Genomic DNA, 23,970 nt, shown 5'->3' with positions numbered 1-23,970 from the left:
GAACTGCCCGAGCTGATGGAGGTGCGCCGCGGCGCCCAGTCGCTGGTGGGCTTCCCGGCGCTGCGCGACGAGGGCGACGCCGTCACGATCGAGGTCTTCGACGAACCCGCGGTCGCGGCCGCGAAGCACCGCGCGGGTCTGCGCCGGCTGTTCGCGCTGCAGCTGAAGGACGCGCTCAAGTACCTCGAGAAGAACATCCCCGACCTGCAGAAGATGGCCGTGGCCTACATGCCGCTGGGCACCGCGGACGAGCTGCGCGCGCAGATCGTCGAGGTCGCGATCGACCGCGCCTTCCTGCAGGAGCCGCTGCCGGCCGACGAGTTCGCCTTCAAGCGGCGGCTCGACGAGGGGCGCGGCCGGTTGACCCTGATCGCCAACGAGGTGGCGCGGCTGGCCGCGACGATCCTCGCCGAATACGCCGCGGCCGCGCGCAAGATCAAGGACACGAAGATCCAGCCCGAGTCGGTGCAGGACGCCGCGCAGCAGCTGCAGAAGCTGGTCGGCAAGCGCTTCATCGCCGATGCGCCGTGGACGCAGCTGCAGCATTTCGCGCGCTACCTCAAGGCCATCGTGCTGCGGCTCGACAAGCTGCGCGGCGACCCGGCGCGCGACACCGCGAAGCTGGCCGAGCTGCGGCCGCAGGAGCAGCGCTACTGGCGGCTGGTGGCCGAGCGCAAGGGCGTGGTGGATGACCGCATGCTCGAGTTCCGCTGGCTGCTCGAGGAGTTGCGCGTGAGCTTCTTCGCGCAGGAGCTGCGCACGCCGCAGCCGGTGAGCGTGAAGCGGCTCGACAAGGCCTGGGCGCAGTTGCAGGCCTGACGGTCCGTTCGACGTTCCAAAGAAAAAGCCCGCTGTCGCGGGCTTCGTCCGAAGAGGCCTTCGCCTCGTCATGAAGGGCGAGGCAGCGTGCCGCCTCGCCCGCGCGTCATATCCTGCCCATCAGCACCAGGATGATCACGATCACGAGCACGAGGCCAAGACCGCCGCTGGGACCATAGCCCCAGGTACGGCTGTGTCCCCAGCTCGGCAGCGCGCCGATCAGCAGAAGGATCAGGACGATCAGCAGAATGAACGAGAGCGACATGTTTTCTCCAGGGACGTTGTTATCGAGCCTCGATGCTCGTGACCCCGGGGTGCGCGCAGCGCAAGAGAGCCGCGCCTTCGCCGGTCAGGACTGTCCTACCGTGGGCGTCGGCGCCCGCGCCGGGTGGGCCGCGCCGGTGTAGCCGCCGCGGCGATGGCGAGCACCAGCACGACCACCAGGAAGGCCGTGCCGATGGCACCGAAGATGATGGACATGCCCCAGAGCGAGAAGAAGCTGTCGATGCGCGCGTTGCGCGGATTGCCGGGCGCATGCAGCACCCGCACCGCCTCGCCGACTTCGTAGGACGGCGGGTTGCTGCTGGTCGAGGATTCGAAATCGATCGTCTCGCCCGCGGCCGTGCGAAAGCGCACGCGCGGCTTCCAGGTGCCGTCGCCGTCGTCGTCCGATTCCACGTGCAGCAGGTCGATCACCTCGCCCTGCGCGTGCACCGCGGACCGGATGAAGTAGACGGTGTGGGCCGCCACGAGCAGCGCCACCACGAACAGGGCCGCGCCGACGCCGCCGAAGACCTTCTGCAGGGTCCGAAGCTGAGGATTCGCCATGGGTGCCTCTCCTTCAGCCGCCGCGGTGCGATGCGCCCGCGGCGAAGTCGCCGAGCAGGCCGCCGAGGCTTGCGAGCAGCAGGCAGAAGGCGAGGAAGCCCACGGTGCGCAGCAGGCCGAGCAGCGCCTGCCGCCAGGGCCGCGTGCGCAGGAAGAACACGGGCACGCCCAGCAGCGGGAACACGCCCGCGAACAGCGCGATGCGCCCGCGCGGCACCTGGCCGCGCGCGAGCAGGTCGGCGCGGCACCAGGCGTAGCACAGCGCGGTGATCAGCGGCATGTGCAGCATGTCGACGGCCGAGTACTGCCGGCCCGGCAGCATCGGCACGAAGGCGTCGGCCACGCCGGCGGCGAAGAAGGACAGCGCCAGCGCGCCGAGGATGAGCCGTGGCGCCTTCATCGCGTGCGGTCCCGTGGCCCGGCGCCGGTCGATGGGCTCAGAGCTTGGCGAGCCGGTCGAGCGCGGCGACCAGCGTCTCGTCCTTCTTGGCGAAGCAGAAGCGCACCACGCGCTGGTCGAAGCCGTCGCCGTAGAAAGCCGACAGCGGGATCGCCGCCACGCCGATCTCGCGCGTGAGCCAGAGGCAGAAGTCGGCTTCGGAGAGATCGCTGACCGCCGAGATGTCGACGCACTGGAAGTAGCTGCCTTCGCTGCGCAGCAGCCTGAAGCGGGTCTTGGCGAGGCCGGCGGCGAACAGGTCGCGCTTGCGCTGGTAGAAGGCCGGCAGCTCGAGGTAGGGCGCGGGGTTGGCCATGTAGCGCGCCAGCGCATGCTGCATCGGCGTGTTGACGGTGAACACGTTGAACTGGTGCACCTTGCGGAACTCGGCCATCAGCGGCGCCGGCGCGGCCACGAAGCCGACCTTCCAGCCGGTGACGTGGTAGGTCTTGCCGAAGCTGCTGACGATGAAGCTGCGCGCCGCCAGGCCCGGGAAGCGGGCCACGCTCTCGTGGCGCGCGCCGTCGTAGACCATGTGCTCGTAGACCTCGTCGGCGATCACGAACACCTCGGTGGGCGCGAGCAGCTCCTCGAGCCGGCGCATCTCGGCCTCGGTCCACACGGTGGCGCTCGGGTTGTGCGGCGTGTTGACGATGATCGCGCGCGTGCGCGGGCTCAGCGCGGCGGCGATGCGGTCGAAATCGGGGCGGAAGCTGCCCGGCACCAGCGGCACGCGCACCACGCTGCCGCCCGCGAGCTCGATGTTGGGCACGTAGCTGTCGTAGCAGGGCTCGAGCACGATCACCTCGTCGCCCGCGCGCACCACCGCGAGGATGGCCGTGATGATCGCCTGCGTGGCGCCCGCGGTCACCGTGATCTCGGTCGCGGCGCTGTAGCGGTGGCCGTAGAGCGCCTCGATCTTGGCCGCGATCGCATCGCGCAGCGCGGGGATGCCCGGCATCGGCGGGTACTGGTTGTGGCCCGCGGCCATGGCGGCCGTCACGTCCTCGAGCAGCTGCGGATCGCAGTGGAAATCGGGGAAGCCCTGGCCCAGGTTGACCGCGTTCTTCTCGGCCGCGAGCGCGGACATCACGGTGAAGATGGTGGTGCCGACAGCGGGCAGCTTGGTCGCGATCGCGGGCGTGCGGGGGGAAAGGGCGGTGCTCATGGTGGGATGCGTGGGAGGAAAGTCGGGACGAGCGCGTGAACCTCGGCGGGCGCTCAGAGTTCGTAGTCCTGCTGGTGGCCGCTCAGGGCCTTGGCGATCAGGTTGCGGTCGAGCCGGTCGGACAGCAGCTCGGCGAACTTGAACACGAAGTTGCGCAGGTAGGCGCTGCGCTTGAAGGCGACGCGCGCGATGTTCTGGCCGAACACCTGGCCCATCGGGCGCACCACGAGGTCGGCGTTCGATTCGTCGCGCACCGCCATCTCGGCCACGATGCCCACGCCGAGTCCGAGGCGCACGTAGGTCTTGATCACGTCGGAGTCGATGGCTTCGAGCGCGATGCGCGGCGCGAGCTTCTTCTGCGCGAAGGCATGGTCGATGCGCGTGCGGCCGGTGAACGAGGGGTGGTAGGTGATGATCGGCTCGGACGCCAGGTCCTCGAGCGAGATGCGCTCCTTGGTCGCCAGCGGATGTTCCTTGGGCAGCACCAGCACGTGCTGCCACTCGTAGCAGGGCAGGGTCACGAGCTCGGTGTAGTCGGCGAGCGATTCGGTCGCGATGCCGATCTCGGCCACCTCGTCGATCACCATGCGTGCCACCTGGTCGGGCGAGCCCTGGTGCAGGCTCACGTTGACTTTGGGGTAGGCCTCGCGCAGCTTGGCCACCGGCACCGGCAGCACGTAGCGCGCCTGCGTGTGGGTGGTGGCGATCGACAGCGTGCCGCTGTCCTGTGCGCTGAACTGCTCGCCGATGCGCTTGAGGTTGCCGACCTCGCGCATGATCAGCTCGATGCTCGCGATCACGTGCTGGCCCGGCTCGGTCACGCGCTTCAGACGCTTGCCGTGGCGCGCGAAGATTTCCACGCCGAGTTCTTCCTCGAGCTCGATGATCGCCTTCGACACCCCGGGCTGGGAGGTGTGCAGCGCCTTGGCGGCCTCGGTCAGGTTCAGGTTGCGCCGCACGGCTTCCTGAACAAACTTGAACTGGTGCAGATTCATATCAAATTCCGTCTTATTGCGGAATTTATTATGCCTTCGGAATCTATGGAAATTGCCTAATGTTCAGATTTCCACCGCAATTCGGGCCAGCAGGTCGATCACCTGCGGCGATTCCCCCACGGTGGGCGCGAGCGTGAAGGCCAGCGCCGGCCATTCGGCGCGCAGCGCGTCGAGCTGGCGCGGGATGTCCTCGCGTGCGTGCTTGCCCATGCCGAGGAACAGCGGCACCACGCGGATCGCGCTGGCGCCTTCGTCGACCAGCGCGGCCGCCGCGGTGCGCAGGTCGGGCTCGGCCAGCTCGAGGTAGGCGCAGCGCACCCGGGCTTCGGGGGACAGCGCGCGCGTTCGCGCCGCCACGGCCTCGATCGGCTCGCGCCAGCGCGGGTCGCGCGAGCCGTGCGCCAGCAGCACGATGCCCTGCACCGTCGGCGTGGCCATCAGCGTCTGAGCACCAGCCAGCTGAAGGCCGCCAGCGACATCACCGAATAGATGAGCCCGGGCGCCGCCGCCGTGATCCAGGGCGACCAGTTGCTGAGATTGCCGAGGTAGCCGAACACGTTGTTCAGCAGGAAGAAGCTGATGCCGATCATCACGCCGCCGAACACGTAGGTGGTGATGCCGGCCTGGCGGAAGTGCAGGTAGGCGAAGGGCAGGGCGAGCACCACCATCACCAGGCAGGACAGCGGATAGAACACCTTGCGCCAGAACTCGATCTCGTAGCGCTGCGCGGTCTGGCCGTTGGCGTCGAGGTGGCGGATGTAGTCGAACAGGTCGATGGTGCTCATGCGGTCGGGCCGCAGCAACGCCACCGAGACCATCTCGGCCGTCAGCGAGGTCGGCCAGTTGAGCTCGGCCATCCGGGTGGTGGCGACATGCGCCTTGCCTTCGGCGGCGCGGGTGTCGTAGTCCTGCTGCTCGATCTCCGACAGCACCCAGTAGCCGCGCTCGATGCGCGCCGTGGCGGCGGTCATCTGCTTGCGCAGGTAGCCCTTGTCGTCGAACTCGAAGATGCGCGCGGTCTTGAGCCCGCCGTTGCGCGAGATCGACAGCACGTTGACGGCGTAGGACGCCTTGTCCTGCCGCTCCTTGAGCCAGGCGCCGGTGTTTCCCACGAAGGTGAAGGTGCCCTGGTAGCGCGATTTCACGAGCTGGGCGGCGCGCTCGGCGGCCGGCGCGAGGTAGTCGCCCACCGCGAAGGTCAGCACCACGAAGCCCAGGCCCAGCACCAGCAGCGTGCGCAGCGCGCGCCAGGGACCGAGGCCGCTGGTGCGCAGGATGGTGTATTCGGAGCTTTGCGCGAGCCGCGCCATCACGAAGATGCAGCCGATCAGCACGGTGATCGGCAGCAGTTCGTAGAGATGGCTCGGCAACAGCAAGGTCACGTAGAGCAGCGCCTGCGCCGGCCCGTAGGCCAGGCTCTCGGGGCGGCCCACGGCCTGCAGCTCGTCGACGAAGTCGAAGAAGAAGAACAGGCTCAGGAAGCCGAGGGTCACGAAGGCCACGGCCTTCAGCGCCTCGATGTAGATCAGGCGACGGATGGTTCTCATGGCGTGGGCTCCAGCCGGGCGGTGGAGGGCGGCGGGGTGGGGCCGGAGGCCCGGCCGCCGCGGCTCTTGCGGCGCGTCCAGTTGTTGTTGCGCAGCGTGAGCCACGAGATGGCGAACAGCGCCACGCCGCCGTGCAGCAGCAGCATGAAGCCGCCCATGCCGTAGCGGCCCGAGCTGATCCAGCTCTGGCCCAGGTTCAGCAGGTTGTAGTAGATGACGAAGGCGAACAGCGCGAACAGCAGGTTGCCGCTGCGGCCCACGCGCGGATTGACGCTGGAGACGGCCAGGGCCAGCAGCACGAAGTTGATGGCCGCCAGCAGCATGCCCACGCGCCAGGCGAGTTCGCCGCGCGCCGCGGTTGCGTTGAAGTCGCCGAGCAGCGACAGCGTGGTGCGCGCGCGTGGCGGCGTGGCGTCGCTGGTGCCGGCGGCGCTGCCGCCGGCGCGCGTGCCGTAGGTCTCGAACTCGCTGATCTTCAGGGCGCCGTTGGGCAGCAGCGGGCGCTCCAGGCGCTGGCCATTGCTCAGCATCAGGTAGCGCGAGTTGCCGAGCGTCTCGATGCGGCCGCTGCGCGCCGAGGTCGTGATCTGCAGGTTGCGCTCGACCGACCAGATGAAGACGTTGGTGGCAGTGGCGCTGTCGGCGGAGTCCTTGTCGATGAAGAACACCCGCAGCCGGCCGGCCGATTCACGGAATTCGCCGGGCGACACGCGCTCGAGGTCGCCGCGCTGCTCGTACTGCTGGCGCATGCCCATGGTCTGCGAGTTGGCCCAGGGCCAGCCGATCAGCGCCATGGCGGCGATCAGCAGCAGCACCGGCCAGGCGAAGCGGAACAGCGGCTCGACGAAGTCGGACAGCCCGCGGCCGCTGGAGAACCAGATCACCATCTCGCTGTCGCGGTACATGCGCGACAGGGTGCCGACGATGGCGATGAACAGGCTCAGGCTCAGGATGGTCGGCATGTAGCCGAGCACCGTGTAGGCCATGACGAGGAACACTTCGGACGGGTTCACGCTGCCCTTGGAGGCCAGTCCGAGCGTGCGGATGAGCATCATGGTCATCACGATGGTGACCAGGACCACGAGGGTCGCTCCGAAGCTGCGCGACAGCTCCTTGCGTAGGGAAGAATGGAATAACATCGTTCGAGGAAAAAAAGGATTATGGACTTTCAACTCAAGACCCTCACAGTCGCCCGCGCAGCGGCCGAAAAATCCGACGTCCTGATCGTGCTCGTGGGCAGTGCGCCGCTCGCGTCCAAGGACCCCCTCTCCGTCCAGATCGCCGCCGCCCGCAAGGCCGGCGACCTGCCCGACAAGGCCGGCAAGCTGCTTTCCCTGTACCGGCCCGAGGACGTGGCCGCCGCCCGCGTGGTGCTGGCGGCCATCGGCGACGGCAAGCCGGCCTCGGTGCGCAGCGGCGTGATCGCCGCGGTCAACGCCGCCAAGGCCCAGTCGCCCAAGCGCGTGGTGCTGGCCTTCGCCCAGGACGCCGAGCCCGCGGCCGTGGCGAGCGCCGTCATCGCGGCCGCCGACGCCAGCTATGTCTACACCGCCACCAAGTCCAAGGCCGAGCCGCGCAGCATCCGCCAGGTGACCGTGGGCGTGGCCGATGCGGCCACGGTCGGCGCGGCCTTCGAGCAGGCACGCGCCACCGTCGAGGGCATCGAGTTCGCCAAGGAGTGGGGCAACCGCCCCGCCAACCATGCCACGCCGACGATGCTGGCCGAGGCCGCCAAGGGCCTGGGCAAGCTGCCCGGCATCAAGTGCGAGGTGCTCGGTCCCAAGGAGGTCGACAAGCTCGGCATGGGCGCCTTCGCGGCCGTGGCCCAGGGCTCGGCCGAGCCGCTGCGCTTCATCGTGTTGCGCTACCAGGGCGGGTCCAAGGACCAGGCGCCCGTGGTGCTGGTCGGCAAGGGCATCACCTTCGACACCGGCGGCGTCTCGCTCAAGCCGGCGGCCGAAATGGACGAGATGAAGTTCGACATGTGCGGCGCCGCGAGCGTGCTCGGCACCTTCCGCGCGCTGGCCGGCATCAAGCCCGCGATCAACGTGATCGGCCTGATCCCCTCGTGCGAGAACATGAACGACGGCCGCGCCATCAAGCCCGGCGACGTGGTCACCAGCATGAGCGGCCAGACCATCGAGATCCTCAACACCGATGCCGAAGGCCGGCTGATCCTCTGCGACGCGCTGACCTACGCCAAGCGCTTCGATCCCGCCGCCGTGATCGACATCGCGACGCTCACGGGCGCCTGCGTGGTGGCTCTGGGCGGCGTGCGCAGCGGCCTGTTCTCGAGCGACGACGCGCTGGCCGCGGCGCTCGAGGCGGCCGGCGAAAGCTCGCAGGACCGCTGCTGGCGCCTGCCGCTCGACGACGAATACGCCGAGGGCCTGAAGACCAACTTCGCCGACGTGGCCAACGTGGCGGGCCGCGCGGGCGGCGCCATCACGGCGGCCAAGTTCCTGCAGCGCTTTACGGCCGACTTCGCCTGGGCGCACCTGGACATCGCCGGCACCGCATGGAAGAGCGGCGCAGCCAAGGGCTCGACCGGCCGACCGGTCGGCCTGCTGGTCTCGTACCTGACGCGCCGCGCGCAGGACGGCGCGACCGGCGCCGGCGAGGGCAAGGCGAAAGCCAAGGCCGAGCGGAAGACGGAGGGCAAGTCCGATAGCAAGGCGGCGACCCGCAAGGCGCGTTCGGTGCAGTGACGGACATCGGCTTTCACTACAACGCGCCGGACAAGCTCAGCTACGCCTGCCGGCTCGTGCGCAAGGCCGTCGCCACGCGCGGCATGCGGGTGGTCGTGGTCGGCGAGGCGCAATGGCTCGACGCGATCGACGCCGGCCTCTGGCAACTGGCACCGACCGAGTTCGTCGCCCATTGCCGCGGCGATGCGCCGGCCCACGTGCTGTCGCGCTCGCCGGTGATCCTGGCCGACGAAGGCGCGGAATCGGCCGCGCTGCCGCACCGCGAACTGCTGGTCAATCTCGGTGCGCAGGTGCCCGCGGGCTTCGAGCGCTACGAGCGCCTGATCGACATCGTGAGCAACGAGCCCGACGACCGCCAGATCGGCCGCGCGCGCTGGCGCCACTACGCCGACCGCGGCTACACGATCCAGCCGCACGACTTCGCGAGGAGCGCATCCTGATGGCCACCCCGACCCGCACGCCGCCGCGTTTCGTTCCCACGCTCACGACCGTGCTCGACCTGCCCGCCGAGCCGGTCGCGGCGCATTCGCCGTTGGCGGACAACGCGGGGCCGGATGCCGTCGCGCCGGCCATGCCCGATCCGTCCCAGGCCGTCGCACTGCCGCCCGCGGTGCAGCGTTCCGAGGCCGACATCGTGCGGCTCGAGGAGCAGTTGCTGCACCGTGTTCTGCAGCGCGTGGACTTCTCGCTCGAGGAGCGTTTGAGCGACACCGTGGCCGCCGCCGTGCAGCAGCAACTCGATGCGATGGTGCCGCGTTTGCGCGGCGAAATCGAAGCCGTTTTGCGTGCGTTGGTGATCGAGGCGATGGCCGCCGAACTCTCGGAAAACCCAGGGTCTACGCCAACTTTCGAGGGGTGAAGCTTCAGCTAAACTGCGCGCCAGGTCGGGTGGGCCAAAGCTGGAGGGTTAGGGTGGCCCGGGTCTGCGGCGCGGAACTTGCGAGGTCAGGAGCGCCCGGATCACACGACCGGTTTCTCAATCTCATCATCCATGTTCTGGAGGTTCTCATGCAATTGAAATGGACTGCGGTCGCTCTGGCTGCACTCACGCTGGTGGCTTGCGGCAAGAAAGAAGAAGCTGCGGCACCCGCTGCTGCCCCGGCGCCCACCGCGGCCGCCCCGGCACCCGCTGCACCTCCCGCCGATGCACTGGTCGTGAAGATCGGCCACGTGGCTCCGACCAGCGGTCCGATTGCCCACCTCGGCAAGGACAACGAGTTCGGCGCCAAGATGGCGATCGAGGAACTGAATGCCAAGGGCCTCAAGATCGGCGACAAGGTCGCCAAGTTCGAACTGGTCGCCGAAGACGACGCAGGCGATCCGAAGCAAGGCACGGCCGTGGCCCAGAAGCTGGTCGACAGCAAGGTCAACGGCGTGGTCGGTCACCTGAACTCGGGCACCACCATCCCCGCCTCGAAGCTCTACAGCGACGCCGGCATCCCCCAGATCTCGCCTTCGGCAACGAACCCCAAGTACACCCGTCAGGGCTTCAAGACCACCTTCCGCGTGGTGGCTGACGACACGCAACTCGGCGGCACGCTGGGCAAGTACGCGGTCGAAACGCTCAAGGGCAAGAACATCGCCGTGATCGACGACCGCACGGCCTACGGCCAGGGCGTCGCCGAAGAATTCGAGAAGTCGGCCAAGGCCGCCGGCGCCACCATCGTGGGCCACGAATTCACCACCGACAAGTCGACCGACTTCAACGCCATCCTGACCAAGCTCAAGGCCGCCAAGCCCGACGTGCTGTTCTTCGGCGGCATGGACGCCGTCGGCGGCCCGATGCTCAAGCAGGTCAAGCAGCTCGGCCTGAACGTCAAGTTCATGGGCGGCGACGGCCTGTGCACCGGCGAACTGCCGAAGCTCGCTGGCGATGCCATCGGCGAAGACATGGTGGTGTGCGCCGAAGCCGGCGGCGTGGACGGCGACTTCAAGCAGCCGCTGGAAGACTTCAAGGCCAAGTTCAAGACCAAGAACGGCGTCGACGTCCAGATCTACGCACCGTATGTCTACGACGCGGTCAACGTGCTGGCCGAAGCGATGGTCAAGGCCGGTTCGGCCGATCCCGAGAAGTACCTGCCCGAAGTGGGCAAGATCCAGTACAAGGGCGTGACCGGCCCGATCGCCTTCGACGAAAAGGGCGACATCAAGGGCGGCGCCCTGACGCTCTACACCTACAAGGGTGGCCAGCGTACGCAGATCGCCGTGGTGCGCTGATCGGCTTCGATCCGCGTTCCAACGAGAAAGGGCCTTCGGGCCCTTTTTTCATGGGCGCTCGAAACGGCAAGGGAGAAGAAAGAGTCGGGTGCCCGCTGCTCAGAGCGGCGCGAGTCCCGAGGGGCGGTCGGTGTTGCAGTACTCGATGAAGGCGTCGAGGTCGCGCGACTTGTCGAACACCGCGTCCGCGCCGAGCGTCTCGCAGCGCGCGCGGATGTCGGCCGTCACGTAGTTGCTCAGCACCACCGCGCGCTGGCCGGGAAGGCGTTCCTTGCAGCCCGCGAGCACGCCCAGGCCCGAGCCTTCCTTGAGGAACAGGTCGACGATCAGCAACTGCCACTCGGCCGGATGGGCGCGCAGCCACGCCAGCGCTTCGGATTCGGTTTCGGCAAAGCCAACGACTTGGGCATTCACCAGGTCCTCGAGTGCCGGAACCAGGTTGTCCCTGATGGTCTTGTTGTCCTCGACGAGGAACGTGATGAGGGCCATGCCACGGATAGGGTGTGAGAACCAATAGCGTAGCGTGCCGCGCGCGCTTGCTGCGTAGGAGAAAGGAGACGGAGAAACGCGGCGTGTCCCTATTTCATACGATGTCCGCGGCGCTCCGCCGCCGGCGCGCGGGTCGCGTCAGTCGTTCGCGCGCTTGCCCGTGCCGGGCTCGGCAGCGGTGGCCTGCCGGGCCTCGAGCTTCTTCACGCGGGCCGCGCTCTCGTCGCGCTGGGCCGTGGCCTCGATGCGCTTCTCGATCTCCTCGCTGAGCGCCGCGTTGACCTCGGCGAGCTGCTCGGCCGATTGCGCGAGCTTTTCCTCGAGCTGGCTCGTGTGCGCGATGGCCAGCGCCACCTCGCCCACCTGTACTTCCTCGGGCAACTCCTGCTCGAGCACCGTATTGACCACCGCGAGGTTGTCGGAGGCCTTCTGCACGTCGGCGGCGACGCGCTCGGTTTTTTCGAGCGTGCGGTCGAGCGACGTGCTGCCGTGCGGCTTGGTGCTGGGATGTCCTGCCATGCGGCGCCTCCTGGGGAACTGAAAACCTGGGGATCGTACCGCCAGACGGGTCGGGGAGGGCGGTGTGAGGTCTGCGCGGGCGGTGGGCTCAGCCCGGCGCATCGGTGAAGACAAGGGGCGCGCAAGCAACAGGCGCCCACAAAAAAGCCCAAGTGCCAATGGCAACTCGGGCTTTCTGCATGTTCGCGAACGGTTGCGAACAAAGACTCTCTGGCGGAGCAGGCGGGATTCGAACCCGCGGAGGGCTATTAACCCTCACACGCTTTCCAGGCGTGCGACTTAAACCGCTCATCCACCGCTCCGAAGCCCACGATTGTAGCAGTCGCCGGGGCCGTTTCCGGAAGCCTCAGGCCGTGGGACCGGAGGATTTGCCGGCCTGCACCATGCGCATGGCCGAGGCGATCAGCGCGGCGGTCTCGGTCATGTTGCTCGGCACGATCAGCGTGGTCTTGGAATCGGCCGCGACCTTGCCGTAGGCATCGACCGCGCGTTCGGCCACCTTGAGCTGCACCGCCTGTTCGCCGCCCGGCTGCTGGATGGCGGCCGCCACGCGCTCGATGGCGTCGGCCGTCGCCGTGGCCACCGCGGTGATCGCGGCCGCCTCGCCCTGGGCGTTGTTGATCTGGGCCTGCTTCTCGCCCTCGGAGCGCGCGATGAAGGCCTCGCGCTCGCCGGTGGCGATGTTGATCTGCTCCTGGCGCCGGCCCTCGGAGGCCGCGATCAGCGCGCGCTTCTCGCGTTCGGCCGTGATCTGGCGCTGCATCGCCTGCAGGATTTCCTTCGGCGGCGTCAGGTCCTTGATCTCGTAGCGCAGCACCTTCACGCCCCAGTTGAGCGCAGCCTCGTCGATGGCCGCGACCACCTGGGCATTGATGACGTCGCGCTCCTCGAAAGTCTTGTCGAGCTCCAGCTTGCCGATCACGCTGCGCAGCGAGGTCTGGGCGAGCTGGGTCACGGCCACGATGTAGTTCGACGAGCCGTAGCTCGCGCGCATCGGGTCGGTGACCTGGAAGTAGAGGATGCCGTCGACCTGCAGCTGCGTGTTGTCGCGCGTGATGCAGATCTGGCTCGGCACGTCGAGCGGGATTTCCTTCAGGCTGTGCTTGTAGGCCACCCGGTCGATGAACGGGATCAGGAAGTTGGGGCCGGGCGTCATGGTGCCGTGGTACTTGCCCAGGCGCTCGCGCACCCAGGCGTTCTGCTGCGGCACGAACTTCACCGACTGGCTGATGAAGATGATCGCGATGACCAGGATGATGATGGGGACCGAATATTCCATGGCTCTGTACCTTTCCTCTTTCGTTCTCGGGTTCTAGCTAGACCTTGTCGACCACCAGCCGGCTGCCGACGACCTCGACCACGCGGTGTTCGCCGGTGGAGGGCGCATGGCCCGCGCGCTGCACGACGGTCCACTGGGCGCCGCGGTAGCGCACGGTGGCGGTTCCGTCGGGGTTCCATGCCTCGACCTGCACGCTCTCGCCGATGTCGAGATTGAGGTCGCGGTTGGCTTCGGTGGGTGGGGGCGGCGGGCGCTTGCGCTGGATCGAGTACCAGGTCAGCACCGCCACCACGCCGACGACGGCGGCCACGAGCAGTTGCGTGACGGTGCCGAAGCCCAGGTGGGCGGAGATCGCCGCGGCGGCGAAACCGCCGGCCAGCAGCAGCAGATAGACCGTGCCGGACAGGAGCTCGACCACGATTGCCGTGCCAGCGATCAACCACCAGATCGTGGAATTCGCCATGACATCTCCTCTGTAGTTGTTTCAGGCGACGCCATTCTGAGGCATGCGCTCCGGGCGGCCCGGACTCGCCTGCACTTTGTGGGGGCTCCCGGCGCGGCGGCGAAAAGCGTGTCGCACCGTCATTCGGCGGACATTCGACGCGTCGGCGAATTCTTCATCTGAATTCCGTACACTTCGCGCCTCATTGCCTGTCCCGGAGCTCCGCCCCATGAAATTCCGCTTTCCCATCGTCATCATCGACGAGGACTTCCGCTCCGAGAACACCTCGGGCCTCGGTATCCGCGCGCTCGCGCAGGCCATCGAGACGGAGGGCTTCGAGGTGCTGGGCGTCACGAGTTACGGCGACCTGAGCCAGTTCGCTCAGCAGCAAAGCCGTGCCAGCGCCTTCATCCTGTCGATCGACGACGAGGAATTCACGGTCGGTCCCGACCTGGATCCGGCGGTGCTGAACCTGCGCAATTTCATCGGCGAAGTGCGGCGCAAGAACGCCGACGTGCCGATCTACATCTACGGCGAGACCAAGACCTCGCGCCACATCCCGAACGACATCCTGCGCGAGCTGCACGGCTTCATCCACATGTTCGAGGACACCCCCGAATTCGTGGCACGCCACATCATCCGCGAGGCCAAGAGCTACCTCGAGGGCGTGCAGCCGCCGTTCTTCAAGGCGCTGATCGACTACGCGGAAGACGGTTCGTACTCGTGGCACTGCCCGGGCCACTCGGGCGGCGTCGCCTTCCTCAAGAGCCCGGTGGGCCAGATGTTCCACCAGTTCTTCGGCGAGAACATGCTGCGCGCCGACGTCTGCAATGCGGTGGAGGAACTGGGCCAACTGCTCGACCACACCGGCCCGGTGGCGGCCAGCGAGCGCAACGCGGCGCGCATCTTCAATGCCGACCACTGCTTCTTCGTGACCAACGGCACCAGCACCAGCAACAAGATGGTGTGGCATCACACGGTGGCGCCCGACGACGTGGTGGTGGTGGACCGCAACTGCCACAAGTCGATCCTGCACGCGATCATCATGACGGGCGCAATTCCCGTGTTCATGAAGCCCACGCGCAACCACTTCGGCATCATCGGCCCGATCCCCAAGAGCGAGTTCGAGCCCGAGGCCATCAAGGCCAAGATCAAGGCCAACCCGCTGCTGGCCGACGTCGATGCCAACAAGGTCAAGCCGCGCGTGATGACGCTCACGCAGTCGACCTACGACGGCGTGATCTACAACACCGAGACCATCAAGAACACGCTCGACGGCTACGTCGACACGCTGCACTTCGACGAGGCCTGGCTGCCGCACGCCGCCTTCCACCCGTTCTACGGCTCCTACCACGCGATGGGCAAGCGCCGCGTGCGGCCGAAGGAATCGCTGGTGTTCGCGACCCAGTCCACGCACAAGCTGCTGGCCGGCATCAGCCAGGCCAGCCACGTGCTGGTGCAGGACTCGCAGAACCGCCAGCTCGACCGCGACCTGTTCAACGAGGCCTACCTGATGCACTCGTCGACCAGCCCGCAGTACGCGATCATCGCGAGCTGCGACGTGGCCGCCGCGATGATGGAGCCGCCCGGCGGCACCGCGCTGGTGGAGGAAAGCATCCTCGAGGCGCTCGACTTCCGCCGCGCCATGCGCAAGGTCGAGGAGGAGTTCGGCAAGGACGAGTGGTGGTTCAAGGTCTGGGGCCCCGAGAAGCTCGTGGACGAGGGCATCGGCGTCCCGGACGACTGGATCATGCACGGCGAGAAGAACGGCAAGAGCCGCTCGAAGAAGTCGCCGCGCAACTGGCACGGCTTCGGCGAGCTGGTCGACGGCTTCAACATGCTCGACCCGATCAAGTCGACCATCGTGACGCCGGGTCTGGACCTCGAGGGCAACTTCGCCGAGACCGGCATTCCGGCCAGCGTGGTGACCAAGTTCCTGGCCGAGCATGGCGTGATCGTCGAGAAGACCGGCCTCTACAGCTTCTTCATCATGTTCACCATCGGCATCACCAAGGGCCGCTGGAACACGCTGCTGACGGCGCTGCAGCAGTTCAAGGACGACTACGCGCGCAACCAGCCGATGTGGCGGATCATGCCGGAGTTCTGCCAGCAGCATACGGGCTACGAGCGCCTCGGCCTGCGCGACCTGTGCCAGCACATCCACCAGCTCTACGCGCGCTACGACGTGGCCCGCCTGACGACCGAGATGTACCTGAGCGACCTCACGCCGGCGATGAAGCCCAGCGACGCCTTCGCGCACATCGCGCACCGCAAGACCGAGCGCGTGGAGATCGACGAGCTCGAGGGCCGCATCACCACCAGCCTGATCACGCCGTACCCCCCGGGCATTCCGCTCTTGATCCCCGGCGAGGTCTTCAACAAGAAGATCGTCGACTACCTGAAGTTCTCGCGCGAGTTCAACACGCAGTGCCCGGGCTTCGAGACCGACATCCACGGCCTGGTCGCGCGCATCGACGAGACGGGCAAGAAGCGCTACTACGCGGACTGCGTGCGGAAGATCGCCTGAGCGCCGGGGCGCGAAGCGGGCAGGGCGGGCAGGGTGCGAGGGGCGGCTCAGCCGTCCTCGCGCACGCGCATGAAGCGTGCGAAGCGCGGCAGCCCGCCGGCCGTGAGCCCGTTGTAGCGGTAGGTGATCCAGGTGCCGATCGCGGGCGGCTGCTCGCGCTCGGCATCGCTCAGGCCGGTGCCCAGCTTGAAGCGCTGGCCGCCGGGCATCTCGACCAGCAGCGCGCCGAGCCGATGGGCATGCCTGCCCTTGCCGGGCACATGGCCGACCACGCGGGCTTCGGCATCTTCGTGGGTCTTGACCTTGAGCAGGTCGTTGTTGCGCTCGGCACGGTAGAGCGAGGCGCCGCGATGCAGCATCAGGCCTTCGCCGCCCATCTTCACGGTCTTGTCGAGCAGCGCCTGCAGCGCCTCGGCCGTGGTCGCGCGCTCCTGCGGCACCGCGACCACCCAGGGCGCGTCGGTGATCGGCAGCAGCCTGCGCAGCACGCCGAGGCGGGCCGTGAAGTCGCCGCCCTGGGCCGGCAGGTCGAACACCATGAACTTCATCTCGTGCCAGGCGACGTCGTTGGGCGTCTGGCTGCGCACGGTCGACACTGCATGCGAAAAGCGTCCGCGGCCGGCCCAGAGCTCGCCGTCGAGCGGCTGCTTGGGCAGCGCGGCGGTGAACCAGGCCGGTGCCAGGATGCGCTCGCCGCCGCGCGTGAAGAGCTGCCGGCCATCCCAGTACGCGCGCACGCCGTCGTACTTCTCGCTGACCCAGTAGTCGGCCAGCGACATGCCCGGCTTGTAGACCTCGGCCAGCATCAGCGCGGGCGCGCCGGCGTACGCCGGCAAGGTCAGCGCAAAGCCCAGGGTGGCGAGCAGCAGGGAACGTCGATGGAGCACGGGTGCTATGAAATGAGTAGCTGGAAACGACCGATGGATGCCCATTTGTGGCCGAAGTTCCTTCGCGAAACAAGCGCTGCGCGACCGGCGTGCATCGCCGTCCGACGGGCGCGAGGCCGCGCCCGGGAGCCGTGGTGCCGCTTACTCGGCCATGCCGCCGACGACGTTGCTGAAGCCGCCATCGACGTAGGTGATCTCGGCCGTCACGCCGCTGGCGAGGTCGCTCAGCAGGAAGGCCGCCACGTTGCCGACTTCCTCGATCGTCACGTTGCGTCGGATCGGCGAGGCCTCGGCGACGGCGCCGAGCATCTTGCCGAAGCCCTTGATGCCGCTGGCCGCGAGCGTCTTGATCGGGCCGGCGCTGATGCCGTTGACGCGCACGCCCTTCGGGCCCAGCGAGGCCGCCGTGTAGCGCACCGAGGCCTCGAGCGAGGCCTTGGCCAGGCCCATGGTGTTGTAGTTGGGCAGCGCGCGTTCGGCGCCCAGGTAGGTCAGCGTGAGCAGGGCCGACTTGTCATTGAGGTAGGGCTGGGCCGCCTTCGCCATGGCCGGGAAGCTGTAGGCGCTGATGTCGTGCGCGATGCGGAAGCCTTCGCGCGACAGGCCCTCGAGGAAGTCGCCCGCGATCGCCTCGCGCGGCGCGAAGCCGATGCTGTGCACGAAGCCGTCGAAGGTCGGCCAGACCTGCGACAGGTCGGCGAACAGCTTCTCGATCTGGGCATCGTCGCCGACGTCGCAGTCGAAGATCAGCTTCGAGCCGAAGTCGGCCGCGAACTCGGTGATGCGGTCCTTGAAGCGCTCGCCGACGTAGCTGAAGGCGAGCTCGGCACCCTGTTCATGGCAGGCCTTGGCGATGCCGTAGGCGATGGAGCGGTTGCTCAGCACGCCGGTGATCAGGAGTTTTTTGCCGGAAAGAAAGCCCATGGAGTTGCCTCGTGAAAATCTCGGGGCAGAATTCTCGCATGCGAGGTTGGCTGCTCTGGTTCGGTTTGGCGCTCTCGGCGGCCCCTTCGTGGGCCGCCCATGCGTACGCGCAATTCGGCGACGTCAAGTACGCGCCGGGCTTCACGCACTTCGGCTACGTGAATCCGAACGCCCCCAAGGGCGGTGAATTCAGGCTGGTGCCGCCGACCCGGCCCACCAATTTCGACAAGTTCAATCCGTTCACGCTCAAGGGCACCGGGCCCTCGGGCCTCGGCCAACTGATGTTCGAGAGCCTGATGACCGGCAACTCGGAGGAGCCGACCACCGCCTACGGCCTGCTGGCCGAAGACATCGACGTGGCGCCCGACGGCCTCTCGGCCACCTTCAGGCTCAACCCCAAGGCGCGCTTCAACGACGGCTCGCCGGTGCTGGCGGCCGACGTGGTCTATTCGTTCCAGACCCTGATCGGCCCGCTCGCGGCCCCGCAGTACAAGACCATCTATGCCGAGGTCAAGAAGGCGAGCGCGCTCGGCGAGCGCATGGTGCGCTTCGACTTCGCGAGCCCGAACCGCGAACTGCCGCTGGTGGTCGGCGGCATGGCGGTGTTCAGCCGCAAATGGGGCGGCGGCAAGCCCTTCGACCAGATCGTGACCGAGGTGCCGATCGCCTCCGGTCCCTACAGGCCCGCGAGCGACCGCCTGGGCCGCGACATCACCTACGTGCGCCGCGCCGACTACTGGGGCGTCGACCTGCCGGTGCGCAAGGGAATGTTCAACTTCGATCGCGTCGCCTACAAGGTCTACCTCGACGAGACCGCGCGCTTCGAGGGCCTGAAGGCCGGCGAGTTCGACTTCATGCGCGAGTTCGTCTCGCGCAACTGGGCGCGCCAGTACAAGGGCAAGCAGTTCGACAACGGCGAGATCGCCAAGCGCGCCTTCGAGAACCACAACCCCGGCGACTTCCAGGGCTACATCTTCAACACGCGCCGCGACAAGTTCAAGGACGTGCGCGTGCGCCAGGCCATCGCCCTCGCGATGGACTTCGAGTGGCTCAACCGCCAGCTCTTCTACGGCATCTACACCCGCGTGCAGGGCTACTTCCCGAACAGCGACTTCCATGCCGACGGCCTGCCCGGGCCGGACGAGCTGGCGCTGATGGAGCCGCTGCGCGCCAAGCTCAAGCCCGAGGTGTTCGGTCCCGCGCCGGTGCCGGCGAGCACCGATCCGCCCGGCAGCCTGCGCGAGAACCTGCGCAAGGCGAGGGCGCTTTTGGCCGAGGCCGGCTGGACCTACCGCGACGGCGCGCTGCGCAACGCGAAGAACGAGGCCTTCACCATCGAGTTCCTCAACGATCAGCCCTCGCTGATCCGCGTGGCGACGCCGCTGCAGACCGCGCTCAAGAAGCTGGGCATCGAGATGAGCTTTCGCACCGTCGACTTCTCGCTGTCGCAGCAGCGCATGCAGAACTACGACTTCGACATGACCTCGATGCGGCTGCCGGGCAACACCGCGCCGGGCGGCGAGCTGTTCGAGCTGTTCGGCTCGAAGTCGGCCGAGACGCCGGGCTCCTCCAACTACTGGGGCATCGCCGATCCGGCGGTCGACGCCATCGTCGGCAAGGTGGTGACGGCCACCACGCGCCCCGAGCTCACCACCGCCTTGCGCGTGCTCGACCGCGTGCTGTCGGCCGGCTACTACTCGATCCCGATGTACTACGGCAGCGCCTTCCTGGTCGGCTACCGGCCGGCCGGCGTGGTGCTGCCGCCGACGATTCCGCCGTACTACGATGTCGGCGATTGGGCCCTCGCGACATGGTGGGCCTCGCCGGCCAACAAGTAGCGCCCGCCGCACGAGAAGAGATCCGGAGCACGACAACCGCATGGCCAGCTACATCCTCAAGCGACTGCTGCTGATGATTCCCACGCTCCTGGGCGTGCTGATCATCACCTTCGGCGTGATCCAGTTCGTGCCGGGCGGTCCGGTCGAGCAGATGGTGGCGCAGTTGCAGGGCCGCGATTCGGGCGGCGAGCGGGCCGCGAGCAGCGGTGCCGGCTACCGCGGCCGCCAGGGCCTCGATCCGCAGCGCATCGAGGAGATCAAGAAGCTCTACGGCTTCGACAAGCCGGCCCACGAACGCCTGTGGACCATGCTCAAGTCCTTCGCGCGCTTCGACCTCGGCACCAGCTTCTACCAGCGCAAGGACGTCTGGGAACTGGTCAAGGAGAAGATGCCGGTCTCGATCAGCCTGGGCCTGTGGACCTTCTTCATCAGCTACCTGATCGCGGTGCCGCTGGGCGTGGCCAAGGCGGTGCGCGCCGGCTCGCGCTTCGACTTCTTCACCACGCTGATCGTGCTGGTGGGCTATGCCATCCCGGGCTTCGTGCTCGGCGTGGCGCTGCTGGTGATCTTCGGCGGCCAGCTGCAGTGGTTCCCGCTGCGCGGCCTCACCTCGCCGAACTGGGAAAGCCTGAGCTGGGGCGCGCGCATCGTCGACTACCTCTGGCACATCGCGCTGCCGGTCACGGCGATGGTGATCGGCAGCTTCGCCGTGACAGCGATGCTGACCAAGAACTCCTTCCTCGAGGAGATCCGCAAGCAGTACGTGCTGACCGCGCGCGCCAAGGGCCTCGCCGAGCGGCAGGTGCTCTGGAAGCACGTGTTCCGCAACGCGCTGATCCCGATCATCACGGGCTTCCCGGCCGCCTTCATCGGCGCCTTCTTCACCGGCTCGCTGCTGATCGAGACCCTGTTCACGCTCGACGGCCTGGGCCTGCTGAGCTACGAGAGCGTGATCCGGCGCGACTACCCGGTGGTGCTGGGCACGCTCTACCTGTTCACGCTGATCGGGTTGGTGACCAAGCTGATTTCCGATCTCTGCTACGTCTGGGTCGATCCGAGGGTGAAGTTTGACTGAATCGATGCCCACTCCCGCCGCGCCGCGTCCGCCGGCCAAGTCGGACAGCCCGGGCCGGCGCGCCTGGCGCCGTTTCCGCCGCAATCCGCTGGGCTTCTGGAGCCTGGTCCTGTTCTCCGTGCTGGTGGTGCTGAGCCTGTTCGCCGAGCTGTTGTCCACCGACAAGCCGCTGGTGGTGCGCTACGAGGGCCAGACCTACTTCCCGGTGCTGCGCGACTACTCCGAGAAGACCTTCGGCGGCGACTTCGAGACCCCGGCCGACTATCTCGATCCCTTCATCCGCGACCGCATCACGGCCGGCGCCAACTGGGCGCTCTATGCACCCAATCCCTACGGCCCGCGCACGCTCAACTACTTCGCCAAGCAGCCCAACCCGGCCGCGCCCTCGGGCGAGAACCTGCTGGGCACCGACGACCGCGGGCGCGACCTGCTGGCGCAACTGATCTACGGCTTCCGCGTCAGCGTGCTGTTCGCGCTGGCGCTCACGGTCGTGGGCGTGGTGCTGGGCATCGCCATCGGCGCGATCCAGGGCTTCTTCGCGGGCAAGACCGACCTGTTCCTGCAGCGGCTGCTCGAGATCTGGGGTTCGATGCCCGAGCTCTACCTGCTGATCATCTTCAGCGCCATCTTCACGCCCAGCGTGCTGCTGCTGTTGGTGCTGCTGAGCCTGTTCGGCTGGATGGCGCTGGCCGACTACGTGCGCGCCGAGTTCCTGCGCAACCGCCAGATGGACTACGTGCGCGCCGCGCGCGCGCTCGGCGTGAGCAACCTGCAGATCATGCGGCGCCACATCCTGCCCAACAGCATGGTGCCGGTCGTCACCTTCCTGCCGTTCCGCATGAGCGCGGCGATCCTCGCGCTGACCTCGCTCGACTTCCTCGGGCTCGGCGTGCCGCCGGGCACGCCCTCGCTGGGCGAGCTGCTCAACCAGGGCAAGGCGAACATCGACGCCTGGTGGATCTCGATGTCCACCTTCGGCGTGCTGGTCTTCACCTTGATGCTGCTGACCTTCATGGGCGACGCGCTGCGCGACGCCCTCGATCCACGGAAGGCCGACAAGTGAAACCGGGCGAATCCTCCCTCGCGGCCGGCGCGCCGCTGCTCGACGTGCGCGGCCTGCGCGTGGCCTTCGGCGGCAAGCCGGTGGTGCACGGCGTCGATTTCCGGATCGCGGCCGGCGAGAAGTTCGCGCTGGTGGGCGAGTCGGGCTCGGGCAAGACCGTCACCGCGCTGTCGCTGCTGCGGCTGGTGCAGAACGCCGAGCTCTCGGGTTCGGCGCGGCTGTTCGATGCCGAGCGTGCGCAGGACGGGCGCGACCTGCTGTCGATCCCCGAGCGCGAGCTGCGCGGCATCCGCGGCAAGGAGATCGCCATGATCTTCCAGGAGCCGATGACCGCGCTCAACGCGCTCTACAGCGTGGGCGACCAGATCGCCGAGGTGCTGCAGCTGCACGAGGGCCTGCCGGCACGCGCCGCGCAGGAGGCCGCGGTGCAACTGCTGGCCGACACCGGCATTCCCGAACCGGCGCGGCGCGCGCGCGCGCTGCCGCATCAGCTCTCGGGCGGCCAGCGCCAGCGCGCCATGATCGCCATGGCATTGGCCTGCCGGCCGCGCCTGCTGCTGGCCGACGAACCGACCACCGCGCTCGACGTGACGGTGCGCGCCCAGATCCTCGAACTGCTGGCCGAGCTGCAGCGCAAGTACGGCATGGCGGTGCTGCTGATCACCCACGACCTGAACCTGGTGCGGCATTTCGCCGACCGCGTCGCGGTGATGGAGCAGGGCCACATCGTCGAGCACGGCCCGGTGGCGACCGTGTTCGAGGCGCCGCAACACCCCTACACGCGCAAGCTGATCGACAGCCATCCCACGCGCGACGTGACGCCCGCGCCGGCGCGACCCGACGCGGCGCCGATCCTCTCGGCCACCGGACTGCGCGTGAGCTACCCGGTGCCCCGGCCCGGCTTCGCCGGCTGGTTCGGCAAGGGCGAGTTCGTGGCGGTGCAGGGTGCCGAATTCCGCATCGCGCCCGGCGAAACCCTGGGCGTGGTCGGCGAGTCGGGCTCGGGCAAGTCGACCCTGGCGCTGGCCGCGCTGGGGCTGCTGCGCTTCCAGGGCGCGCTGAAGGTCGAGGGGCAGGGCTGGGGGCAGGGCCAGGCTTCGGACCTCGCGCTGCGGCGCGCGATGCAGGTGGTGTTCCAGGACCCGTTCTCCTCGCTCTCGCCGCGCATGACCGTCGAGCAGATCGTCGGCGAGGGCCTGCTGGTGCATGCGCCCGAGCTCAAGGCGTCCGACCGGCGCGCGCGGGCGCTGCAGGCGCTGGCCGACGTCGGGCTCACCGAGGCGCAGTTCCCCGCGCTGCTCGATCGCTATCCGCACGAGTTCTCGGGCGGGCAGCGGCAGCGGCTGGCGATCGCGCGCGCGCTGATCGTCGATCCGCGCCTGCTGGTGCTCGACGAGCCCACCAGCGCGCTCGACGTCACGATCCAGAAGCAGGTGCTGGGGCTGCTGCAGCGGCTGCAGCGCGAGCGCGGGCTGAGCTATCTGCTGATCACGCACGACGTGGAGGTGATCCGCGCCATGGCGCACCAGGTCATCGTCATGAAGGACGGGGCGATCCTCGAATCGGGCCCGGTCGACCGGGTGCTCGACGCGCCCGAACACCCCTACACGCAGAAACTGGTGGCCGCCGCGCAACTGGCCTGACGGCGGACACGACCACAACAACGAGCATTGCGCGAAAAGATGTCGGAAATCGGACAAGACAGGCGCGGCGCCTGGCGGGCGGCGCTCGCCTGCATGGTGACGCTGGCGGTGGCCATGGGGCTGGGGCGCTTCGCCTTCACGCCGATGCTGCCGATCATGCTGCACGAGGGCAAGCTCGAGCTCGAAGCCGGCGGGCTGCTGGCCTCGCTCAACTACCTCGGCTATTTCGTCGGCGCGGTGAGTTGTGCCGCCATCGGCGTGCGCGCCAAGACCATGGTGCGCGGCGGCCTGCTGGCCACCGCCGTGCTGCTGATCGGCATGGGACTCTTGCACAGCTTCGGTGCCTGGGGCGTGCTGCGCGCGGCGGCCGGCGTGATGAGCGCCTGGGTGTTCGTGTTCGCCTCGAGCTGGGGCCTGCGCCGGCTGGCCGAAACGCGTTCGCCGGCGCTCGGTGGCGTGATCTACACCGGCCCCGGCGTCGGCATCGCCATGACGGGGCTGCTGGGCGGGGCGCTCGGCCGCTGGGGATCGGAAACCGGCTGGATCGGCCTGGGCCTGCTGGC

At 68.0% G+C, this 23,970-nt stretch carries 25 protein-coding genes and 1 tRNA gene; 11 read left to right on the top strand and 15 right to left on the bottom strand.

What is annotated here, in order from left to right; all coding sequences use genetic code 11:
* Positions 1 to 819 (top strand): DUF3418 domain-containing protein (locus tag AC27VN_RS07505; RefSeq protein WP_490876126.1); only part of this gene is annotated, 819 nt, incomplete at its 5' end.
* A gap of 106 nt (positions 820 to 925) precedes the next feature.
* On the opposite strand, the gene AC27VN_RS07500 is transcribed toward AC27VN_RS07505, so the two are convergent.
* The 8 genes from AC27VN_RS07500 to lptF all read right to left on the bottom strand — a co-directional run bounded on the left by AC27VN_RS07500 (position 926) and on the right by lptF (position 6,935).
* Positions 926 to 1,084, bottom strand: a complete 159-nt coding sequence (locus tag AC27VN_RS07500; protein WP_082321553.1) for a DUF3309 family protein — start codon at positions 1,082 to 1,084, stop codon at positions 926 to 928.
* Positions 1,085 to 1,179: 95 nt separating this feature from the next.
* Positions 1,180 to 1,647: a DUF3592 domain-containing protein gene (locus AC27VN_RS07495; protein ID WP_490876125.1), complete on the bottom strand. Its 468-nt coding sequence runs from the start codon at positions 1,645 to 1,647 to the stop codon at positions 1,180 to 1,182.
* A 13-nt stretch (positions 1,648 to 1,660) separates the two neighbouring features.
* Entirely contained in the window at positions 1,661 to 2,047 is a 387-nt protein-coding gene (locus AC27VN_RS07490) for a rard protein (RefSeq protein ID WP_093341718.1), read from the bottom strand.
* Between the two features lie 37 nt (positions 2,048 to 2,084).
* Positions 2,085 to 3,254: a pyridoxal phosphate-dependent aminotransferase gene (locus AC27VN_RS07485; protein WP_490876124.1), complete on the bottom strand. Its 1,170-nt coding sequence runs from the start codon at positions 3,252 to 3,254 to the stop codon at positions 2,085 to 2,087.
* Positions 3,255 to 3,307: 53 nt separating this feature from the next.
* Entirely contained in the window at positions 3,308 to 4,249 is a 942-nt protein-coding gene (locus AC27VN_RS07480; protein ID WP_093341723.1) for a CysB family HTH-type transcriptional regulator, read from the bottom strand.
* A gap of 63 nt (positions 4,250 to 4,312) precedes the next feature.
* Positions 4,313 to 4,687, bottom strand: a complete 375-nt coding sequence (locus AC27VN_RS07475; protein WP_093341725.1) for a sirohydrochlorin chelatase — start codon at positions 4,685 to 4,687, stop codon at positions 4,313 to 4,315.
* On the bottom strand, positions 4,687 to 5,796 hold the full coding sequence (lptG, locus tag AC27VN_RS07470) for an LPS export ABC transporter permease LptG (RefSeq protein ID WP_093341727.1): 1,110 nt from the start codon (positions 5,794 to 5,796) through the stop codon (positions 4,687 to 4,689). The genes AC27VN_RS07475 and lptG overlap by 1 nt, the downstream gene beginning before the upstream one ends.
* Positions 5,793 to 6,935 carry an LPS export ABC transporter permease LptF gene (gene lptF, locus AC27VN_RS07465; RefSeq protein ID WP_490876123.1) on the bottom strand — a complete coding sequence of 381 codons (1,143 nt, stop codon included), beginning with the start codon at positions 6,933 to 6,935 and terminating at the stop codon, positions 5,793 to 5,795. Before lptF ends, lptG begins: the two co-directional genes overlap by 4 nt.
* Before the next feature lie 21 nt (positions 6,936 to 6,956).
* Here lptF and AC27VN_RS07460 point away from each other — a divergent pair, with 21 nt between their 5' ends.
* The 4 genes from AC27VN_RS07460 (at position 6,957) to AC27VN_RS07445 (ending at position 10,721) form a co-directional block, all read left to right on the top strand.
* Positions 6,957 to 8,504, top strand: a complete 1,548-nt coding sequence (locus AC27VN_RS07460) for a leucyl aminopeptidase (RefSeq protein WP_490876122.1) — start codon at positions 6,957 to 6,959, stop codon at positions 8,502 to 8,504.
* On the top strand, positions 8,501 to 8,944 hold the full coding sequence (locus AC27VN_RS07455) for a DNA polymerase III subunit chi (RefSeq protein ID WP_093341733.1): 444 nt from the start codon (positions 8,501 to 8,503) through the stop codon (positions 8,942 to 8,944). The genes AC27VN_RS07460 and AC27VN_RS07455 overlap by 4 nt, the downstream gene beginning before the upstream one ends.
* The gene (locus AC27VN_RS07450) at positions 8,944 to 9,363 is read left to right on the top strand and encodes a hypothetical protein (protein ID WP_093341735.1); all 420 of its coding nucleotides are present in this window, start codon (positions 8,944 to 8,946) and stop codon (positions 9,361 to 9,363) included. Before AC27VN_RS07455 ends, AC27VN_RS07450 begins: the two co-directional genes overlap by 1 nt.
* 149 nt (positions 9,364 to 9,512) lie before the next feature.
* Positions 9,513 to 10,721 (top strand): branched-chain amino acid ABC transporter substrate-binding protein, encoded by a 1,209-nt coding sequence (locus AC27VN_RS07445; protein ID WP_093341737.1) that lies wholly within the window; start codon positions 9,513 to 9,515, stop codon positions 10,719 to 10,721.
* 99 nt (positions 10,722 to 10,820) lie between these two features.
* On the opposite strand, the gene AC27VN_RS07440 is transcribed toward AC27VN_RS07445, so the two are convergent.
* The 5 genes from AC27VN_RS07440 to AC27VN_RS07420 all read right to left on the bottom strand — a co-directional run bounded on the left by AC27VN_RS07440 (position 10,821) and on the right by AC27VN_RS07420 (position 13,471).
* Complete coding sequence (locus AC27VN_RS07440) at positions 10,821 to 11,210, bottom strand: response regulator (protein WP_093341739.1); 390 nt, start codon at positions 11,208 to 11,210, stop codon at positions 10,821 to 10,823.
* Between the two features lie 138 nt (positions 11,211 to 11,348).
* The gene (locus tag AC27VN_RS07435) at positions 11,349 to 11,729 is read right to left on the bottom strand and encodes a hypothetical protein (protein ID WP_093341741.1); all 381 of its coding nucleotides are present in this window, start codon (positions 11,727 to 11,729) and stop codon (positions 11,349 to 11,351) included.
* Positions 11,730 to 11,940: 211 nt separating this feature from the next.
* Positions 11,941 to 12,031, bottom strand: a tRNA-Ser gene (locus AC27VN_RS07430).
* A 44-nt stretch (positions 12,032 to 12,075) separates the two neighbouring features.
* Positions 12,076 to 13,008 (bottom strand): SPFH domain-containing protein, encoded by a 933-nt coding sequence (locus AC27VN_RS07425; protein WP_093341743.1) that lies wholly within the window; start codon positions 13,006 to 13,008, stop codon positions 12,076 to 12,078.
* A 37-nt stretch (positions 13,009 to 13,045) separates the two neighbouring features.
* Positions 13,046 to 13,471 carry an NfeD family protein gene (locus AC27VN_RS07420; protein ID WP_093341745.1) on the bottom strand — a complete coding sequence of 142 codons (426 nt, stop codon included), beginning with the start codon at positions 13,469 to 13,471 and terminating at the stop codon, positions 13,046 to 13,048.
* A 208-nt stretch (positions 13,472 to 13,679) separates the two neighbouring features.
* Between AC27VN_RS07420 and AC27VN_RS07415 the strand changes: the two genes are divergently transcribed.
* Positions 13,680 to 15,977, top strand: a complete 2,298-nt coding sequence (locus AC27VN_RS07415; RefSeq protein WP_490876121.1) for an Orn/Lys/Arg family decarboxylase — start codon at positions 13,680 to 13,682, stop codon at positions 15,975 to 15,977.
* Positions 15,978 to 16,024: 47 nt separating this feature from the next.
* On the opposite strand, the gene AC27VN_RS07410 is transcribed toward AC27VN_RS07415, so the two are convergent.
* Together AC27VN_RS07410 and fabI are read right to left on the bottom strand one after the other, a co-directional pair.
* Positions 16,025 to 16,864, bottom strand: a complete 840-nt coding sequence (locus AC27VN_RS07410) for a DNA ligase (RefSeq protein WP_490876120.1) — start codon at positions 16,862 to 16,864, stop codon at positions 16,025 to 16,027.
* A 141-nt stretch (positions 16,865 to 17,005) separates the two neighbouring features.
* Positions 17,006 to 17,788, bottom strand: coding sequence for an enoyl-ACP reductase FabI (fabI, locus tag AC27VN_RS07405; protein WP_208508713.1), 783 nt, complete (start codon positions 17,786 to 17,788; stop codon positions 17,006 to 17,008).
* A 38-nt stretch (positions 17,789 to 17,826) separates the two neighbouring features.
* Here fabI and AC27VN_RS07400 point away from each other — a divergent pair, with 38 nt between their 5' ends.
* The 5 genes from AC27VN_RS07400 to AC27VN_RS07380 all read left to right on the top strand — a co-directional run.
* Complete coding sequence (locus tag AC27VN_RS07400) at positions 17,827 to 19,626, top strand: extracellular solute-binding protein (RefSeq protein WP_490876119.1); 1,800 nt, start codon at positions 17,827 to 17,829, stop codon at positions 19,624 to 19,626.
* Positions 19,627 to 19,666: 40 nt separating this feature from the next.
* Positions 19,667 to 20,701 carry a microcin C ABC transporter permease YejB gene (locus AC27VN_RS07395; protein ID WP_093341754.1) on the top strand — a complete coding sequence of 345 codons (1,035 nt, stop codon included), beginning with the start codon at positions 19,667 to 19,669 and terminating at the stop codon, positions 20,699 to 20,701.
* A 4-nt stretch (positions 20,702 to 20,705) separates the two neighbouring features.
* Complete coding sequence (locus tag AC27VN_RS07390) at positions 20,706 to 21,764, top strand: ABC transporter permease (RefSeq protein ID WP_093341756.1); 1,059 nt, start codon at positions 20,706 to 20,708, stop codon at positions 21,762 to 21,764.
* Positions 21,761 to 23,407 (top strand): ABC transporter ATP-binding protein, encoded by a 1,647-nt coding sequence (locus AC27VN_RS07385; RefSeq protein ID WP_490876118.1) that lies wholly within the window; start codon positions 21,761 to 21,763, stop codon positions 23,405 to 23,407. The genes AC27VN_RS07390 and AC27VN_RS07385 overlap by 4 nt, the downstream gene beginning before the upstream one ends.
* A 39-nt stretch (positions 23,408 to 23,446) precedes the next feature.
* Positions 23,447 to 23,970, top strand: a 524-nt coding sequence (locus tag AC27VN_RS07380; protein ID WP_490876117.1) for a YbfB/YjiJ family MFS transporter, incomplete at its 3' end; no start/stop codon positions are given.

It is taken from the genome of Variovorax sp. 20P10.2.4 (genome assembly GCF_058244205.1).
The sequence above is the reverse complement of the archived record's forward strand: the minus strand, read 5'-3'. Positions and strand labels throughout refer to the sequence as shown.